The sequence below is a fragment of the Jejuibacter sp. L23 genome (assembly GCF_050815825.1).
Taxonomy (GTDB): Bacteria; Pseudomonadota; Gammaproteobacteria; order Enterobacterales; family Enterobacteriaceae; genus Jejubacter; species Jejubacter calystegiae.
Map to the genome: position 1 here is coordinate 30,706 of NZ_CP138199.1, position 18,192 is coordinate 48,897.

The following is an 18,192-nucleotide window of genomic DNA, read 5'->3' on the forward strand; positions in this document are numbered from 1 at the left end:
ATCTCCTCTTCACTCAGGCGTTGGAGTAGCGTTCGGTTTCCGGCATCCAGCGTTCGATAAGCGCCTGAGCCTGTTCCGGCCAGCGTTCGTGGATATGGCGGGCTACGCGCTGCACTTCTGGGATCATGGCCTGATCGCGCAGCAGGTCCGCAACTTTGAATTCCGCATTACCAGTCTGGCGGGTACCCAGTAATTCGCCGGGGCCGCGAATCTCCAGATCCTTCTGGGCGATAACAAAACCGTCGTTACTGTCACGCAGTACCTGCAGACGCTTCTGAGCCGTTTTTGACAGCGGCGATTTATAGAGCAGTACACAGTGTGAGGCCACGGCGCCACGCCCGACGCGGCCGCGTAGCTGATGGAGCTGGGCCAGACCCAGCCGTTCCGGGTTTTCGATAATCATCAGACTGGCGTTGGGAACGTCCACCCCCACTTCAATTACCGTGGTGGCTACCAGCAGGTGTAGCTCGCCCTGTTTAAAGGCCCGCATGACCTCCTGCTTTTCCTGAGGCTTCATGCGACCATGCACAAGTCCGACATTCAGCTCGGGTAGTGCCACTTTCAACTCCTGCCAGGTGGCTTCGGCGGCCTGGGCTTCCAGCAGATCGGACTCTTCAATCAGGGTACAGACCCAGTAGGCCTGACGACCTTCCTGAAGGCAGGCATTGCGTACCCGTTCGATAATATCGACGCGTCGGGTATCGGGGATCGCCACCGTCGTCACCGGCGTGCGACCCGGCGGCAGCTCGTCGATAACAGAGGTATCGAGATCGGCATAGGCGGTCATGGCCAGGGTTCGGGGAATGGGAGTGGCGGTCATAATCAACTGGTGGGGATGGAAACCCTGCTGCTCGCCCTTTTCCCACAGCGCCAGGCGCTGGTGTACGCCAAAACGATGCTGTTCGTCGATAATCACCAGAGCCAGACTATGGAACTGCACCTGCTCCTGAAAGATGGCGTGGGTGCCCACCACCATAGAGACCTGGCCGCTGGCGATGGCCTCCTGCTGGGCCTGACGCGCTTTCCCCTTCTGCTTACCCGCCAGCCAGCCGACCTCGACGCCCAGGGGCTCAAACCAGGCGCGGAAGTTGTTGGCATGCTGTTCTGCCAGCAGTTCAGTTGGCGCCATCATTGCCACCTGCTGACCGTTGGCGATAGCTCGCAACGCTGCCAGTGCGGCGACCAGCGTTTTACCGGAGCCAACGTCGCCCTGGACCAGGCGCATCATCGGGGAATCCAGGGCCATATCGCGCTCGACATCCGCCACCACGCGCTGCTGGGCGCCGGTGGGTTTAAAAGGCAGTGCGGTCAGAAGGGCATTTTTCAGATTGTCCTGCGCTTCCAGGGGGCGGGCCAGATACCGTCTGGCGCCAGCACGTAACGCCAGCATGCTGAGGTTATGGGCCAGTAATTCTTCCAGAATCAGGCGGCGCTGGGCCGGATGTTTACCGCTTTCCAGATCGCTGAGCTGCAGCGATGGCGGTGGCCGGTGCAGCGTACGTAGCGCATCCGGCAGACTCATCATGCCAGAGGCCAGCTCTGGCGGCAGCAGTTCGGCAATGGCGCAGCTTTCCAGCAAATCCAGTGCCTGGTCCGTGAGTTTGCGCAGCGTGGCCTGGCGCACTCCTTCGGTGGTGGGGTAAACCGGTGTGAGCGTCTCCTGCAGTTCGGGCGTTCCCTGTTCCCCCTGAATGCGATATTCCGGGTGGATCATCTCGGCGCCGTGTTGCCCGCGCTTCGCCTCACCCCAGGCCTGTACTCGTCGGCCGGGGGCCAGACTGTTTTTCATGGCCGCGTTAAAGTTGAAGAAGCGCAGGGTAAGTATGCCGCTGCCGTCGCTTATCTGGCAGACCAGCATACGGCGTCGACCAAAGGTAATGTTGCTATTCAGGACTTCGCCTTCCACCGAGGCATAGACGCCGGGCAGAAGTTCGCCAATGGGGTAAAGTCGGGTGCGGTCTTCATAGCGCAGCGGCAGATGCAGCAGCAAATCCTGGACGTTGTACAAGCCAATCTTCGCCAGCTTCTCACTCTGGCTGGCGCCAACGCCAGTCAGCGAATGGAGTGGAACGGCGTCAAGAAGTCGGCCTTTCATGGCTCACCCTGCCGCCTGCATAGCGGCCCACCAGCCAGGCTCAGCATCAATTTCGCCGCTGTCGGTAATGTGAGGGTAGGGTAACCCTTTACGCTTTGCCACTTTCGCCAGCACCGGGAACCCTCCTTCGAACAACAGGCGCTGCTGATCGGCATCGGGCAGCATGCTGTTGTGCCGCTGGTACATGCCGGCATTCTGGCGCTGACGCTGCGCTTCATAAAGAATCAGGGCCGATGCGACGGAAACATTCAGTGACTGCACCATACCGATCATCGGAATAATGATGTCGCAATCGGCCAGGTCCAGCGCTTCCTGAGTGATGCCGGTTTTCTCCTGCCCCATCAGAATACAGGTGGGGCGGGTATAGTCGATTTCACGAAAATCGACGGCGCTATCGGAAAGATGAGTCGCCAGAATCTGCATGCCCTGCTGTTTCAGATGCACAACCGCATCGTCGATAGTGGGATGGGTCTTCACCTGCACCCAACTGTTGCTACCCGCGGCGGAGGAATACATGGTGCGGATGCGATTGCCCGGCCAGATCGCATGGACCTCATGTACACCAACGGCATCTGCGGTACGGATAATGGCAGAGACGTTATGGGGTTTATGTACCTGCTCCATACACACCGTCAGGTCGGTCTGGCGACGGGCCAGCATCTCGCGGATTCGGGCGTGGCGCTGCAGGTTCATGATTAGTTTCTGTTGCGGGTGACTTTTATCACATCCGGCATTACGCGAATCTTACGCATAATGTTTGCCAGATGGATACGGTCGCGGGCCGTCAGGCGGATAAAGGCGGTGTAGACACGACCGTCTTTTTCTTCCGTATTCAGACTCTGAATATTCGAACCAGCCGTGTTAATCGAGGCCGTCAGGTTGGCCAGTGCGCCCTGGTGGTTAAACATATCCACCTTAATTTCAGTAATGAATTCCTGCTCGGTCTCTTTATCCCACTCGACCGCCATAAACTTCTCTGGCTCTTTCTGGTAGCCGCGAATATTACGGCAGGATTCATGATGGATAACCAGCCCTTTACCTGGACTCACGTGTGCCACAATGGGATCGCCAGGAATGGGGCGACAGCACTTGGCGAAGGTGATCAGCACGCCATCGGCGCCTTTGATCGGCAGGTGATGGTGATTAGTGGCCGTACCTTGCTCGGAAGAAGTTTCGCCCTGTAGAAGGTTTTTGGCGACGACGACGCTCATGGCGTTACCCAGACCGATTTCCGCCAGCAGATCGTCAAGAGAGCCGAGCTTCATGCGATCCAGCTCGCGCTGGATATCCTGCTGAGGGATTTCTGCCAGTTTACGGCTACCGCCCAGCGCGTGATTCAGCAGGCGACGCCCCAGGCTGACGGAGTCATCACGCTTGAGATTCTTCAGCATCTGACGGATGCGCGCCCGGGCTTTCGAGCTCACCACAAAGTTAAGCCATGCGGCATTGGGGCGGGCGCCAGGCGCGGTGATAATTTCGACGGTCTGGCCGCTGGCCAGCGGCTGGGAAAGCGGGTAGGGCTGTCTGTCGACGCGGGCGCCGACGCAGGCATGGCCGATATCGGTATGTACCGCGTAGGCAAAATCCACCGGCGTGGCGCCGGTAGGCAGTTCGACGATGCGTCCTTCGGGTGTGAAAACGTAAATCTCATCCGGGAACAGATCGGATTTTACGCTCTCGATAAATTCAAATGAGCTACCGGCGCTCTGCTGAAGTTCCAGCAGGCTTTGCATCCAGCGCTGGGCGCGGATCTGCGCGGTGGTGCTGCTTTCGCCCTGCTCTTTATAGGCCCAGTGGGCGGCAACCCCCATCTCGGCCATCTGATCCATATCTTCGGTACGGATCTGCACTTCCACCGGCACGCCGTGTGGCCCGATCATCGAAGTGTGCAGCGACTGATAGCCGTTGGCCTTGGGAATGGCGATATAGTCCTTTACCCGGCCAGGGCGTGGCTTATACAGGCTATGCATCTGCCCCAGAACCCGGTAACAGGTATCGACATCTTTCACGATCACGCGGAAGGCATAAATATCCATGATCGAGTGAAAACGCTGCTCTTTCAGCACCATTTTGCAGTAGATCGAATACAGATGCTTCTCACGACCGCTAACGCGACAGGGAATTCCCGCTTCCTGGAGCCGCCCTTCAATTTCCGAGAGGATTTTTTGAATCATCTCTTTACGGTTCCCGCGCGCTGCTTTAACGACTTCTTTAATGACGCGATAGCGGTTGGGATAAAGGGCTTCAAATCCCAGCTCTTCCAGCTCGGTCTTCAGGTTATGAATACCAAGACGGTGGGCCAGAGGGCTGTAGATCTCCAGTGTTTCCCGGGCGATGCGGCGCCGTTTATCCGGACGCAGGGCGCCCAGGGTCCGCATATTGTGGGTGCGGTCGGCCAGTTTAATCAGAATGACGCGGATGTCTTGCACCATCGCCATAATCATTTTGCGGAAGTTTTCCGCCTGGGCCTCTTTTTTGTCGCGGAATTTAAGCTTATCCAGCTTAGAAACCCCTTCCACCAGTTCGGCAACGCTTTTGCCGAACAGCTGTTCCATATCCTGGTAGGTGGCGGGGGTATCTTCAATCACATCATGCAGCAGGGCGGCCATGAGCGTTTCATAGTCGAGTTTCATCTCGGCCAGAATGCAGGCCACCGCTACCGGGTGAGTGATATAGGGTTCGCCGCTTGAACGTGTCTGGCCCTCGTGAGCATCACGCGCAACTAAATAAGCCTGTTGCAGACGCTTAATCTGGTCTGCAGGCAGATAGTTTTGAATCAGCTGATTCAGGCTTTCGAACAGATACAAGGGTTACCCGCTATGTGAATTAACGACGGCCTTCGGCAATAGCGGTGACGGCCTGGATTTCAGCGGCTTCCTGCTCCTGCTGCTCCTGGCGCTCGCGCACATCAAGGATCTGATTATTGATCAGACCTTCTTCGATTTCGCGCAGTGCGATAACGGTCGTTTTATCGTTTTCTTCCGGTACCAGCGGATCTTTGCCGCCTACCTGCATCTGACGAGCGCGACGCGCGGCGACCAGTACCAGGTCAAAACGGTTACCAATTTTCTCTACAGCGTCCTGAACAGTTACGCGTGCCATATTTAAAATGCTCCACAGGTGAAGAAATGACTGGGCATGATACGAAAACCAGGCTCAGTCTGCCAATAGTTTGGTGATTAAAGCGTCATGTCGCTGTTTCTGACGACCCATGCGCAGACGCTCTGCGCGAATAATGGTCTTCAGATCGTTCAGCGCGGTATCGAAATCGTCGTTGACGATCAGGTAATCATATTCGGCGTAGTGGCTCATTTCCGCTACCGCCAGCGCCATACGGCGGGAGATGACCTCTTCGCTATCCTGCCCGCGGCCACGCAGGCGGCGATCCAGCTCCTCTTTCGAGGGAGGCAAAATAAAGATGCTGCGCGCCTGCGGCATCCTGTTGCGAATCTGCTGGGCTCCCTGCCAGTCGATATCCAGAAAGATATCCACTCCGGTAGCCAGCACCTGCTCGATAGTCTCGCGCGAGGTGCCGTAATAATTGCCGAACACTTCCGCGTGCTCCAGGAAAGCATCCCGGGCGATCATTTGCTGAAACTCTTCTCTGTCTGTGAAGAAGTAATGCTCGCCGTGCACCTCGCCGGGGCGAGCCGCGCGCGTAGTGTGTGAGACGGAAACCTGAGTATCGTACAGCGGTTGCGTTTTCAACAGAGCCTGAATCAGGCTGGATTTACCCGCACCGCTGGGCGCGGAAACAATATAGAGCGTGCCCTGAACCATGAATTCTTTACTTAGATATGTATAAATGGAGTGTTTATACCCGCCTATTATACACGTCGCCGCGGCCTGACGTAGCTTTTGTCACATCTTTCCTGGCGTTTTGTTCACCATTGCGAACCGTTTTCCTGTTTTTATGCTGGCGTTATGCAACAGCGAAATAAGCCTGGAATCTTTCCCGAATAATCAAACCCTGGCGCTGGGCGCGGTTATCGGTCAGCGCTAGTGTTGGCCCGAAACACCACGGAGGGGGAGGGAAGGATGTGGAAATGTGTGTTGTTATGGTTGGTGAGCTTCACGGCGCTGGCGGAATGTCCGGCCTGGTCTGCCGGTCAGTTACAGCAGGAAACCGGGCGGCTGGCGCAGAAAATCGCGTTATGGGATCGTGCTTATCATCAGCAGGGCGAAAGCCAGATAAGCGACGCATTGTACGATCGTCTTAGCGAACGCCTGGCGCGTTGGCGCCGCTGTGCGGGGGAACCGCCGCGGGATGAACGCCGTTTGCCGGGGCGGGGGAATCGCGAGCACCCCGTTGCCCATACGGGGGTGGCGAAACTGCGTGATGTAATGGCGTTGACGGCGTGGATGCGCGACAAAGGGGCTCTTTGGGTTCAGCCGAAAGTGGACGGCGTCGCCGTGACTCTGGTGTATCGTGGCGGGCGGTTTGAACGGGCGATCAGCCGGGGCGATGGACTGCAGGGCGAGGACTGGACGGAGAAAGCCAGACTCATTCCCGCCATTCCTCAGCATGTGCCAGCCCCCCTGACGGACAGCGTGCTGCAGGGAGAGATATTTCTGAAGCGTGACGGGCATATCCAGGGGCGCGATGGCGGGATGAATGCGCGTGCGACAGTCGCGGGCGCCATGATGCGGAAAAAACCGCAGCCCGATATCTACCGGCGGTTAGGACTCTTTATCTGGGCCTGGCCGGATGGACCGGCCCGGATGCAGGAGCAGTTAGAGATACTGGCTGGCGCAGGCTTTACCCTGACGCGTGACTGGTCTGAGCCGGTCAGCGATGCCACTCAGGTGGTCAGGTTACGTGACCGCTGGCTCAATCAGCCGCTGCCCTTTGTGACCGATGGTATCGTGATTCGCAGTGAACGGGTGCCGCCATCTGCTGCCTGGCGCCCGGGGCAGGGGAGCTGGATCGCGGCATGGAAATATCCGCCTCAGCTTCAGGTCGCATCGGTTAAAAAAGTGCTGTTCCAGACTGGCCGCACCGGCAGAGTGGCGGTGGTTCTAGCGCTGGAGCCGGTGATGCTGGGCGATAAGCGCGTCACCAGGGTCAATATCGGTTCCGTGAAGCGCTGGCGACAGTTAGATGTCGGCCCAGGGGATCTGATTAGCCTGAGTCTGGCGGGGTTGGGCATTCCTCGGCTGGATGAGGTGGTCTGGCGTGCGATACGTCAGTCTGATGCTTCCCCATTGCCGGATGAGCGAGGGACCCTCGACTGCTTTCGGGATACTGCGGTCTGCCGGGAGCAGTTCCTGGCGCGCCTGATCTGGCTGAGCCAGCGTCAGGCTCTGGATGTACCCGGACTGGGGCCGTCAGGCTGGCGGCAACTGCTTCAGGCGCACCGCTTCGAACATCCGTTTAGCTGGCTGACGCTCTCGCCAGAGGCGCTGCGTCTGACGCCAGGGTTTTCGCCACAGCGTGCCGCGGCGCTCTGGCATCGCTTTAATTTAACCCGCCGTATGCCTTTGCCGCGCTGGATAAAGGCGCTGGGACTTCCTTTGCCTGAACAGGCCTCGCTTTCGCTGGCGGAGGTCCGCTGGCCACAGCTCATGAGCTGGAATGAACTGGAGTGGCGTCGCCTGCCCGGGGTAGGGGCGGTACGTGCCAGAGCGCTGATGGATTTTATCCATCACCCGGATGTGATGATGATAGTGGACTGGCTTACTCGTCAGGGGGTTGAGGCCTTTGCCGATATGAGCAAGGCCGTTAATGGGGCGAATGATTATAGTGAAACACCGGCAACCCCAACCGAAAGCGCAGTGCCAGCAGGCGGGCGGTAAAGCCGAACAGCAGGGTGGCGATCACAACCGTATCCTGACTGGTGACCAGATGTTGCAGAGCAATATAAAGTACGGCGGAAGCGAAGGAGATACCGGCGTACAGCTCTTTCTGGAATACCAGAGGAATGCGTTTACAGAACATGTCGCGCAGTACGCCGCCAAAAACGCCGGTAATGACTGCGGCGATGGCGGCGATAACGGGCCCTTCCCCCATATCCAGCGCGATTTGAGCGCCGATAATGGAAAACACCACCAGGCCCAGGGCATCGAGCACCAGAAACAGGCGTCGCAGGTGCGGCATCACCGGGGCCAGAATGGTGGTCACAACTGCGGCTATTGCCACAATAACCACATATTCCGGATGCTTTACCCAGCCAAGAGGGTAATGGCCCAGCAGGAGATCGCGTACCGAGCCGCCGCCCAGGGCGGTGGCTGTGGCAATAATAATGACCCCGAAGGTATCCATGCGGCGGCGGCCTGCAGCCAACGCGCCCGTCATGGCTTCCGCGGTTATTCCAATAAGGTAAAGAATGTGTAGCAGCATTGCGTTCTCCGTCACTGTTGCGGCGCAGGGTAACGAGTTACGGTGAAATCCTCGATTGAGATTTTTTGTAGAAGGCTTTATTGATAAGTTTTTTTAATGATGTAACTGCACTATTTTTATGTTTTTATTCAATTTTTATGCTTTTCTTCCTGTTTTTTATCATAAGTATTTCCTGTCTTTTTATTGCATGAATGACCTGTTATCACTTCCTGCCAGGCTGTACCAGGTTCCGTCGTTAATGGCGTGACTAAAGGTGCGCTTCACTAATTTTTCGATTTTTTTCTGCGCAAATAATAGTCAACAAAGTTCATATTCTAATTATTACCCAGTGCAAAAAAGTTATTTCTTATAGGATTTAACTGAATCCTCTATTTTTGTATGGATATGTGTTTGGGGGTTTTTCTTTTTTAAAACGTAAGGTTACTTAAATAATCAGACTGTTTAGCTGAATTTTTCCGATTGTTGGGCATGTATCAATGGGATTGAATTGTATTCTCTGTCATGTAAAATCTTGAAAAAACTTTTTAACAATAAAATAACCATAGGGTTTTGCGGTGTAAAACCCCTGCGGTAGCTATGCCTTAACCCTACAAATGTCAGGGAGTGGAGAACCCACTCATCTGTCTGAAAATATGCCTTTCAGTGCCTGTCACGAAAATAACAACATGTTATTTCCCTTTGATAATCAAATAAAAATGTAACCTGTAGTGGAAAAAATAATGAAGATGAGAATCATCCTAACTTGTTTGGTTGTTACAGCAATATCGGGTTGTCAGGCGCCAGCGCCAGCGCCCTCCATCACAGACGATACGATTGTCTCGTCGGAAGTGAACGGCACAACGCTGACTCACCGCCATGCGGTTGTGCCACCCAGGGAATTTAAACCCATTAATAAAGAGTACCGGGCGCTGTATGGTGCTGCAGTTATGAGCACGCCGGGCTTTGGCGGTACGGAGATCCGCCGTCTACAAAGCGGCGCCACCTATAACATCCTGGGCCAGGCAGAGAACTTCTGGATGGCCGTTGCCGAGCGCGGTAGAGGCGAAATGATTGGCTATGTGCCCCTGCGCTCGGTGGTGCCCAGCGAACGCTATGAGCAAACCATCCGACGTCCGCGCCCGGCGCGTCGTGCCGCACCGAAACCGGTGAAGCAAAATAACTGCGTCGACGTAGGCAGCAGCAGCACCGCTTGCCGCAATGCGGATAGCGGTACCTGGATTATCGACTAACCCTGTTCTGTTGACCTTGAGCGATGCCTTATGATGAGAAGCGATTTATTGCGCCACGTCTGGCTGGCGCTTTTTCTGGCCGCTTTTGCCCTGATAAGCGGCTGTAGTTCATCGACACACAGCGATGCTCCCTCCTATCGCCTGACATTCCGTGCTCATCCGCAGATTAACAATGCCGCACCGCTTAAGGTCAGGGTGCTGCTGCTGAAATCCGACGCTGGCTTTATGTCCGCCGACTTCTGGTCATTGCAGAACGGTGATTCGAAAGCGCTGGCGGGTAGCCTGCTGAACAGCGACGAATTCTTCCTGATGCCAGGACAGCTTAATAAAGTCCTGACCGGGCGTAGTTCGCCTGAAGCGCGCTATATCGGCATCGTGGCGGAGTATCAGCAGTTGGACGGAAAAAAATGGCGCATCTCGCTACCGCTTCCTTCTCCCGATGACAGCAGTTTCTGGTCATGGTCCTCCGACGAGCTCCAGGCCAGCCTTTTCCTTGATATCAACGGTATTCGGGTCGTTGATAAGTAATGGCTCTCCCGACAGGAAATCAGTATGAATAAAGCAGAAAAGGTGGTCTGGACGGAAGGCATGTTCCTGCGACCTCACCACTTTCAGCGTGCCGAAAGCTTCCTGCAAAACCAGATCAGGGAGTGGGGCGGCGTACAGCGTCCCTGGCTGTGGGGCTTTCTCGATCTGGAATTCGACGAGGCGATGCTGCGCCAGGGCTGTGTAGCTCTTAGCACCGCCAGCGGTATTCTGCCGGACGGCACGCCCTTTTCTTTTCGCGAAGCCCGGCTGGGTCCCGTACCGCTCGAGATCCCGGATAATCTGAGTAACGCCCGCGTGGTGCTGGCGCTGCCTGCCCGTCGCGGTGGTCGGGAAGAGGTAATCTTTAGCGATGCGCCGGACTCGCTGGCGCGCTATGTCACCTTTGAAGAAGAGGTGGATGACGATAACGCACTTTCCGTTGGTCCGGCGGCGCTACAGTTCGGTCGTCAGCGTCTGCGACTGATGCTGGAAGAGGAACTTAGCCCGGAATGGACGGCTATTGGCGTTGCGCAGGTCATTGAAAAGCGCAACGACAACCAGGTACGTCTGGACACTGGCTACATTCCTCCCACTCTTAACGCCATCAATAACGGCCAGCTTTACGGCCTGCTCAACGATATGCAAGGGCTACTGCAACAGCGCAGCCAGCAAATTGGCTTGCGCCTGCGCAAACCCGGGCGCTTCAATACTTCCGAGATGGTGGAGTTCTCGCTGCTGGCGTTGGTGAATCACCATATCGGGCTGGTCAGCCATCTGAAAGCGCTACCACTGCTGCATCCCGAATCACTGTGGCGTGACTGGCTGGCTTTTGCCACCGAGCTCACCTCCTGGGGACCACAGCGTATGCCAGATGCCGTACTGCCGGCCTATGACCATGACGATTTGGCGGGCTGCTTCGGCAAGCTGATGCTAATGCTGCGCCAGTCCCTCTCTCTGGTGATGGAAGAGAGCGCCATCCAGATCCCGCTGGTGGAACGTACTCACGGCCTGAACGTCGCCACAGTACCGGACAGCAACATGGTTCGCGACTTTGGCTTTGTGCTGGCGGTCAAGGCCAGCGTACCGGGAGATACGCTCCAGAGCCACTTTCCGGCACAGATGAAGGTGGCACCGGTCACCAAAATTCGCGATCTGGTACAGCTTCAACTGCCTGGCATGGTGCTGCGAACCATGCCGGTTGCGCCGCCGCAGATCCCCTGGCATGCCGGCTATAGCTATTTCGAGCTGGAAAAAGGGGGCGAGCTCTGGAAAGAGATGGAGAAATCCGGCGCCTTCGCACTGCATCTGGCCGGGGAATTCCCGGGCCTGGATATGGAATTTTGGGCAATTCGCGGCCCGAAAGAGTAACGAGAAAGAGCCTTTATGCAGGAACACCAGGTTAACGGCAGCGATGCCGACTTTTCCGGGGCAGGCGGTACCAATCCACTGGTTTCTGCCGCCAACCCGCTGCTCAATGCGATTTCGCAGATTCGCCATTCGGTGTCTCACGACGACCAGAGCGGTCTGCGCCAGCGCCTGATCGATGAAATTCGTCGCTTTGAAGTGCGTTGTCAGAAGGCGGGGCTGAGCTATGAAGCCATCGTCGGCGCCCGCTATTGCCTGTGCACTGCCCTGGATGAGGCGGCTTCACTGACGCCGTGGGGAAGTCGCGGCATCTGGTCCGGCAGCGGTCTGCTGGTGACCTTTCATAACGAAACCTGGGGCGGCGAAAAGTTCTTCCAGCTACTGGCGCGTCTGTCTCAGAACCCACGCCAGCACGTCGAGCTGCTGGAGCTGATTAACTTCTGCCTGCTGCTGGGCTTTGAGGGACGCTACCGGGTGATGGATAACGGCCGTACCCAACTGGACACCATCAAGCAGCGGCTGGGGCAGATGATTCGCGGCGTACGCGGCAGCTACCCGCCCCCCCTCTCTCCACATCCGGAAGATCAGCCGGTCATGAGCAAGCTGTGGCGCCCGGCGGTACCGCTGTGGGCCTGCGCGGCGCTGGCGGGATTCCTGGCCTGTCTGTTCTACATCATCCTCAACTGGCGTCTGGGCGATGCCACCAGTCCGGTGCTGGCGAAAATCTATCAAACGCCGCTACCGGAAACCAAAATTCAGAAGCCCGCAGAGCCGCTCCCTGCGGTGCTGGATCTGCGCGGTTTCCTGCGTCCGGAAATCGAAGAGGGGCTGGTGGCGGTCCGCGACGAGGCCGATCGCAGCGTGGTAATTCTGAAAGGGGATGGCCTGTTCGCTTCCGCCTCTACCGTGGTGCGCGATCGCTACGAAGCGGTTATCAACCGCGTCGCTCAGGCGATGAATAACGTCAGCGGCCGGATTCTGGTGATCGGTTACAGCGATAACGTGCCAATCCGCAGCGCCCGCTTTGCATCGAACTACGAACTTTCCCTGGCCCGCGCCGAATCGGTACAGAGCATGTTACGCAAACATCTCACGCAGCCGGACCGCGTCAAGGCGGAAGGCCGGGGCGAAATGGATCCCGTTGCGCCGAATAATTCGGCGGCAAACCGCGCCCTTAACCGCCGCGTGGAGATCACGCTGCTGGTCGCGCCGGGCACTACCCAGGCGGAGTTGAACGGGATGTCGCAAGGAAACTAAGCATGCTGAATACACTCATCGCAATTCTGACCAACCGCCTGCTCTGGGGATTCCTGGGGGCCACTGCGGTGGCGGCGGTCATCTGGATGATTGGGCCGCTGATGTCTATTGCCGACACCCGCCCCCTGGAATCCACGCAGAACCGGGTGATCAGCATCGGGCTGATCTATCTGATCTGGATCCACAGCCATCTGGTGCCGCGGTTATACAACGCCTGGCTTAACCGCAAGCTGGTGGATAACCTCAACAGTGGCAAAGCCGCCCCGGAAGGGGAGGATGGCTCGGATCGCAAGCGCCTCAACAACGAAGAGGGGATCCTGGCCGATCGCTTTGATGAAGCCGCCCAGGTTCTGAAAAAGGCCCACTTCAGCCAGAAAGAGAAGCGCAGCGCACTCTGGTCGCAGCGCTTTAGCAGTCAGTATCTTTATCAGCTCCCCTGGTATGTCATTATCGGGGCGCCGGGCTCCGGTAAAACCACGGCGCTGGTTAATTCCGGGCTCCAGTTCCCGCTGGCGGACCGCTTTGGCCGTACCGCGCTGCGTGGTATCGGCGGCACCCGCAACTGCGACTGGTGGTTTACCAATGAAGCCGTGCTGCTGGATACCGCCGGGCGCTATACCACCCAGGAGAGCGAGCAGGAGCGGGATGCCGGCGAATGGCTCGATTTTGTCGGCCTGCTGCGTAAATATCGCCGCCGCCAGCCGATTAACGGCGTGATTGTTACCGTCAGCGTTAGCGATCTCCTGACGCTGTCGCCGGAAGCCCGGGAACAGCAAGCGGTCAGCATGCGCCAGCGTCTGGCGGAACTGCATGAGCAGCTCGGCATTCGTTTTCCGGTGTATGTGCTGGTTACCAAGTCGGACCTTCTGAAAGGGTTCCGCGACTACTTCGCCAGCTTTGATAAAGCGCAGCGCGATCAGATCTGGGGCTTTACCTTCCCCTGGGAACAGTCAAAGCAGGCAGGTTTTGATGTGATGGGAGCGCTGCATCAGGAATACGCCCTGTTACAGCAGCGGCTGGAAGCCGGACTGCCGGATACCCTGCTGAATGAAAACGACCCTCAGGCCCGGGCCAACAGCTATCTGTTCCCTCAGGAGTTTGCGGCGCTGCGTCCGCTGTTGACCGATTTTCTGGGCACGGTATTCGCCCGTTCTAACTTCGAAACCCAGTTTTCACCGCGTGGTATCTATTTCGCCAGCGGTACTCAGGAAGGGCTGCCGTTTGATCGGGTGATGGGCAACCTTAATCGAGCGCTGTCGCTGCCCACCGATGGCGATAACGGCGGTGACTGGGATTCGGTGAGCAAAGAGGCGCCGATCCCCGGCGCCAAAGGTCAGAGCTTCTTTATTAAGAACCTGCTGCACAACGTTATCTTCCGTGAAGCGGGAATTGCCGGCCATAACCGCTGGTGGGAGCTGCGCAGCCGTGCGCTGCTCTGGTCCGGTTATGCGGCCTTGCTGGCGCTGCTGGTGATTCTGGGCACCCTGTGGCTGATTAGCTATGGCAAAAACCGCAGCTACCTGAATGAGGTGGATGCCAAAGTTCCGGGTATTGAACAACAGAGCCGGGATCTGCAACAGCAGAATCAGCGCGATCTCTATTCCATGCTGCCGCTGCTTAACGGCCTGGTCACCTTGCCGAACAGCGATGCCTTTGATGTTAAGGATCCGCCGCTGGCGCGCCGTATGGGGCTGTATCGCGGTTTCGACGTCAGCGACGCTTCGCAATCGCTCTACCAGAAAGCGCTACAGCAGATGCTGATGCCGGAAGTGGCCCAGCGCATCACCGGCTGGCTGCGCAGCGACGACGGCAGCGACGTGGAGTACAGCTATGAAGCGCTGAAGGCGTATCAGATGCTCTACCAGCCGAAGCACTACGACGGCAAATTCCTGCACTCCTGGGTGATGCTGAATCTGCAACGCAACCTGCCGCAGAACATTACCCGTGAACAGCTGGCGCAGCTTTCTGAGCATCTGCGTCAGTTGCTGGAGCCGCAGATTCAGTCCTCGCCATGGGAAAAAGACGAAGCGCTGATCGCCAGAGAGCGACAGCTTATCAACCAGAATCCACTGGCGACCCGGGTGTATGGCCGACTCAAGCGCCTGCTGGAACGCGATGATGGGCTAAAGCCGGTCTCGCTGGCGACCCTGGGCGGTCCCCAGAGCGAACTGGTCTTTTCCCGTAAAAGCGGACAGTCGGTCAGTGATGGCGTACCGGGGCTCTACACGCCGGACGGTTACTGGAATCACTTTAACGGACAGATAGCCAGTGTCGCCGCCGATCTGCACGATGACGATGCCTGGGTACTGGGCGTAAGCGGCCCGCAGGAATACAAACAGCAGACCGACAACGCGGTGCGTCAGCTCTATATGCGCGACTTTATCGCCCACTGGGACGGCTACCTGGCCGATCTGCAACTGAATAACAGCGCCGATCTTTCCCAGCGTATTAACACCACGCGGCTGCTTTCCGGAAGCAACTCACCGCTGCGCCGGATGGTAATTAACCTCAGTAAGGTGCTGACCCTGTCGCGCAACGCGCCTGCGGTTGAGGGGCAGGCCGATGCGGAGCAGAAGAGCAGTAAGGCCACGCAAACGCTGGAAGCGTTGTTCCACAGCGATGGCGATACGGCACAGGGGGCCGCCACCGCTCAGACGCCTGAGCAACTGGTCACCGATCACTATGCGCCCATTATCGAACTGGCCCAGCCGCTGGAGAAAGGCGGCAAAACTATCGTGCTGGATGATTTCCTGCGTCAGCTTGATGAGCTGTACCGCTATCTGACCTCGGTACAGGATGCCGCCAACAGCGGCATGCCTGCCCCGGGCGGCGAGGCCATCAGCCGGCTTCAGGCCAGCGCCGGGCGCCTGCCCGGGAGCCTTAAAACCATGTTCAGCGGCATGGCCGTGGGCGCCAGCAGCGACACCCAGCGCCGCGAGCTGGAAAACATGCGCAAGCGGGTGAACGTGGAGGTGGGCGGCTTCTGTCGTCAGGCCATCGCCGGTCGTTATCCGCTGGTGCGCTCGGCGCGCAGCGAAGTGACGCCGGACGATCTGGCGAAGATGTTCGCGCCGGGCAGCGGGATGATGGACAGTTTCTTCCGGGATAACCTGGCCAACAAGGTGGACACCACCCGCTCCAGTTGGCGCTTTATGCCGGGCATTGACGGTAAAACCCTGCCGGGGAGCGAAGGACTGCTGCGCCCCTTCCAGCAGGCGCAGCACATTCGCGATGCCTTCTTTGCCGGTAACGCCACCAGCCCTTCATTCCGGGTGACGGTACGTACCCTGGAGATGGACAACAATGTGCTGAATATGACCCTGGACGTGGACGGTCAGCAGTTGCAGTACAGCCATGGCCCTCAGGCTTCACGCCTGGTGAGCTGGCCCGGGCCAGGAGGCAGCAACCAGGTGCGGATGCAGTTGGGACTGGCGGACGGCACCACGGCCACTCTGGTCACCAACGGTCCCTGGGCGCTTAACCGCTTCTTCGACCAGGCGCGCCAGTCGGCCGGTAGCAACAATCTGAGCCGCAGGGCCAGCTTTACGGTCGACGGGCACCATGTGTCCCTGGAATTTACGCCTAACAGTATTCGTAACCCTTTCCGGTTGCCTGGCTTCTCATGCCCATAACGACAAGGACAGGAGAATGAGTCACTACCCTGCGATTAGCTGGTACGGGAAATTACCCAGTGCCGGTGACTTTTTACAGCGCCGGTTCCCCGACGCCCTGCAACGTCAGTGGTCCCACTGGTTCCAGGTGGGTCTGCTGAACTGGCAGGAAGAGGAACAGCGCAACAACGGCGAGCAGCGCTTTGGTAGCGCGCCGGTGTGGAATTTTGTGGTGCCGCCGATGCTTGGCGGTCAGCAGGTGCAGATGGGCTGCCTGCTCCCCGGCCGCGACAGCGTGGGGCGCCAGTATCCCATTTGCGCGCTTTGCGCCTTTAACCCGGCGGAGTGGTCGCCGCAGCAGCTGGCGCTGGCGGAAGAGTGGTATCGCCAGTTGGGCCGCACGCTACTGCACGCGGTACGCAACGGCTACTCCACCAGCCAGTTAGATGAGGCGCTGTTGTCGATCCCGGCACCCCAACTGCCGTCGGAAGAGCAGCGCTCCGACATTCTGGATGTGATCGGCTACGACGATGCTCCGGCGACCCTGAGCTGGCGTCAGGCGGCTGACTGTTTCGATCCCCAGCGTCAGACCAGCTTCTGGTGGACCAACCGCAGCGACGGTTATCCGCTCTACACCCACGTTCACAGCGGCAATTTTACCGCGCAGCTTTTTTCGCTGCTGTTTGACCCCGCAGGCGGTGCCCGACCGGGACGCCACGGGCTTTATCCGCCGATGTTTGAATAGGTTGTGCCATGAATATTGACGATTTCCTGGCGCCGGTTAGCGAATCGCAGCCGTGCGGCGAAAACCTGGAGTACGACGCCGACTTTATGGCGATGGAGCAGGCCGGTAAGGGGAAAGCGGAACAGCAGTTCGGCGACACCATTATTCCGGCTGAGCCTGCGGACTGGAGCCGGGTGGAAAAACTGGCGACATCACTGCTGGCACGCACCAAAGATCTGCGCGTGATGCTGGCATTGACCCATGCCTGGACCCGACGTCGCGGACTGGATGGTTATGCCGATGGCCTGCTACTGATTGAACGTTCCATCACGCAGTGGTGGCGCGAGCTTTATCCGCTAATGATTGATGATGGCGAAGAGGATCCTTTCTACCGCATCAGCGCGCTGGCCTCGCTGGGCGATCGCTCGGCGCTGTCGGCGGCGCTGCGTCAGTCGGTGTTGCTGAGTGCTGGTAGCGACGTATTAACGCTACGCGACGCGCTGGCGCTGCTCGACGGCAGCCGTACCGAATGCCCGGAGTATCCGGGCGGTCGGCCGCGGCTGGAAGAAGAGCTGGCGCGTGGCGGTCAGCCGGGCGTTGAGGCCTTACAGTTGATCCACCAGCGTCTGGAAACCCTGCGTCAGTACCTGGTCGAACAGTTGGGGCAGGGGGGCGTACCGGAAATGGAAGAGCAACAGAAGCTGATTGGTACGGTAATCGCCCTCTGTCAGGGCAATCATTCCGCTGCACCTTCCCCGGAACAGAGCGCCTCGCAGGTCAGTGAACCGACGGCGGTGCCTGCAGCACCGGCACCGGTTGCGGACTGGCGCAGCGTATCGCTGGCGACTCGCGACGATGCCCAACTGATGCTGGAAAAGGTTAAACAGTACTTTGCCCGTCACGAACCCAGCCACCCGGCTCCGCTGATGATTGAGCGGGTCCAGCGGCTGATTGAGAAGGATTTTATGGACATTATCCGCGACCTGGCGCCCGACGGCGTCAATCAACTGGAAAATATCTTTGGACGCCGTGATTAACCGCGT

Annotated in this window: 14 protein-coding genes; 8 read left to right on the forward strand and 6 right to left on the reverse strand. The window is 58.0% G+C overall.

Going from position 1 to position 18,192, the window contains the following annotated elements; all coding sequences use genetic code 11:
- Nucleotides 1–13 precede the first annotated feature (13 nt).
- Genes recG through gmk form a run of 5 tightly spaced genes read right to left on the reverse strand, consistent with a single transcriptional unit; the run spans nt 14 to nt 5,875 of the window.
- The gene (recG, locus tag SCU88_RS00135) at nt 14–2,095 is read right to left on the reverse strand and encodes an ATP-dependent DNA helicase RecG (RefSeq protein ID WP_175341319.1); all 2,082 of its coding nucleotides are present in this window, start codon (nt 2,093–2,095) and stop codon (nt 14–16) included.
- Nucleotides 2,096–2,098: 3 nt separating this feature from the next.
- On the reverse strand, nt 2,099–2,788 hold the full coding sequence (gene trmH / locus SCU88_RS00140; RefSeq protein ID WP_175341318.1) for a tRNA (guanosine(18)-2'-O)-methyltransferase TrmH: 690 nt from the start codon (nt 2,786–2,788) through the stop codon (nt 2,099–2,101).
- A 2-nt stretch (nt 2,789–2,790) separates the two neighbouring features.
- Nucleotides 2,791–4,902 (reverse strand): bifunctional GTP diphosphokinase/guanosine-3',5'-bis pyrophosphate 3'-pyrophosphohydrolase, encoded by a 2,112-nt coding sequence (gene spoT / locus SCU88_RS00145; RefSeq protein ID WP_138095093.1) that lies wholly within the window; start codon nt 4,900–4,902, stop codon nt 2,791–2,793.
- A 19-nt stretch (nt 4,903–4,921) separates the two neighbouring features.
- Entirely contained in the window at nt 4,922–5,197 is a 276-nt protein-coding gene (gene rpoZ / locus SCU88_RS00150; RefSeq protein WP_000135057.1) for a DNA-directed RNA polymerase subunit omega, read from the reverse strand.
- Between the two features lie 54 nt (nt 5,198–5,251).
- Entirely contained in the window at nt 5,252–5,875 is a 624-nt protein-coding gene (gmk, locus tag SCU88_RS00155) for a guanylate kinase (RefSeq protein ID WP_138095094.1), read from the reverse strand.
- Between the two features lie 258 nt (nt 5,876–6,133).
- Here gmk and ligB point away from each other — a divergent pair, with 258 nt between their 5' ends.
- Nucleotides 6,134–7,891 (forward strand): NAD-dependent DNA ligase LigB, encoded by a 1,758-nt coding sequence (gene ligB / locus SCU88_RS00160; RefSeq protein WP_175341317.1) that lies wholly within the window; start codon nt 6,134–6,136, stop codon nt 7,889–7,891.
- On the opposite strand, the gene SCU88_RS00165 is transcribed toward ligB, so the two are convergent.
- Nucleotides 7,818–8,435, reverse strand: a complete 618-nt coding sequence (locus SCU88_RS00165) for a TRIC cation channel family protein (protein ID WP_175341316.1) — start codon at nt 8,433–8,435, stop codon at nt 7,818–7,820. The genes ligB and SCU88_RS00165 overlap by 74 nt on opposite strands.
- Nucleotides 8,436–9,154: 719 nt before the next feature.
- On the opposite strand from SCU88_RS00165, the gene SCU88_RS00170 reads away from it, so the two are divergent.
- Genes SCU88_RS00170 through tssA form a run of 7 tightly spaced genes read left to right on the forward strand, consistent with a single transcriptional unit; the run spans nt 9,155 to nt 18,186 of the window.
- Nucleotides 9,155–9,664, forward strand: a complete 510-nt coding sequence (locus tag SCU88_RS00170) for an SH3 domain-containing protein (protein WP_138095097.1) — start codon at nt 9,155–9,157, stop codon at nt 9,662–9,664.
- A gap of 30 nt (nt 9,665–9,694) precedes the next feature.
- Complete coding sequence (gene tssJ, locus SCU88_RS00175; RefSeq protein ID WP_175341315.1) at nt 9,695–10,192, forward strand: type VI secretion system lipoprotein TssJ; 498 nt, start codon at nt 9,695–9,697, stop codon at nt 10,190–10,192.
- 24 nt (nt 10,193–10,216) lie between these two features.
- On the forward strand, nt 10,217–11,560 hold the full coding sequence (tssK, locus tag SCU88_RS00180; RefSeq protein WP_175341314.1) for a type VI secretion system baseplate subunit TssK: 1,344 nt from the start codon (nt 10,217–10,219) through the stop codon (nt 11,558–11,560).
- 15 nt (nt 11,561–11,575) lie between these two features.
- Entirely contained in the window at nt 11,576–12,814 is a 1,239-nt protein-coding gene (locus tag SCU88_RS00185; protein WP_138095100.1) for a DotU family type VI secretion system protein, read from the forward strand.
- Between the two features lie 2 nt (nt 12,815–12,816).
- A complete protein-coding gene (gene tssM / locus SCU88_RS00190; protein WP_175341313.1) occupies nt 12,817–16,446 on the forward strand; it encodes a type VI secretion system membrane subunit TssM in 3,630 nt (1,209 codons plus the stop codon).
- Between the two features lie 16 nt (nt 16,447–16,462).
- A complete protein-coding gene (tagF, locus tag SCU88_RS00195) occupies nt 16,463–17,170 on the forward strand; it encodes a type VI secretion system-associated protein TagF (RefSeq protein WP_138095102.1) in 708 nt (235 codons plus the stop codon).
- A gap of 8 nt (nt 17,171–17,178) precedes the next feature.
- Nucleotides 17,179–18,186: a type VI secretion system protein TssA gene (gene tssA / locus SCU88_RS00200; RefSeq protein ID WP_175341312.1), complete on the forward strand. Its 1,008-nt coding sequence runs from the start codon at nt 17,179–17,181 to the stop codon at nt 18,184–18,186.
- The last annotated feature ends 6 nt before the right edge of the window (nt 18,187–18,192 follow it).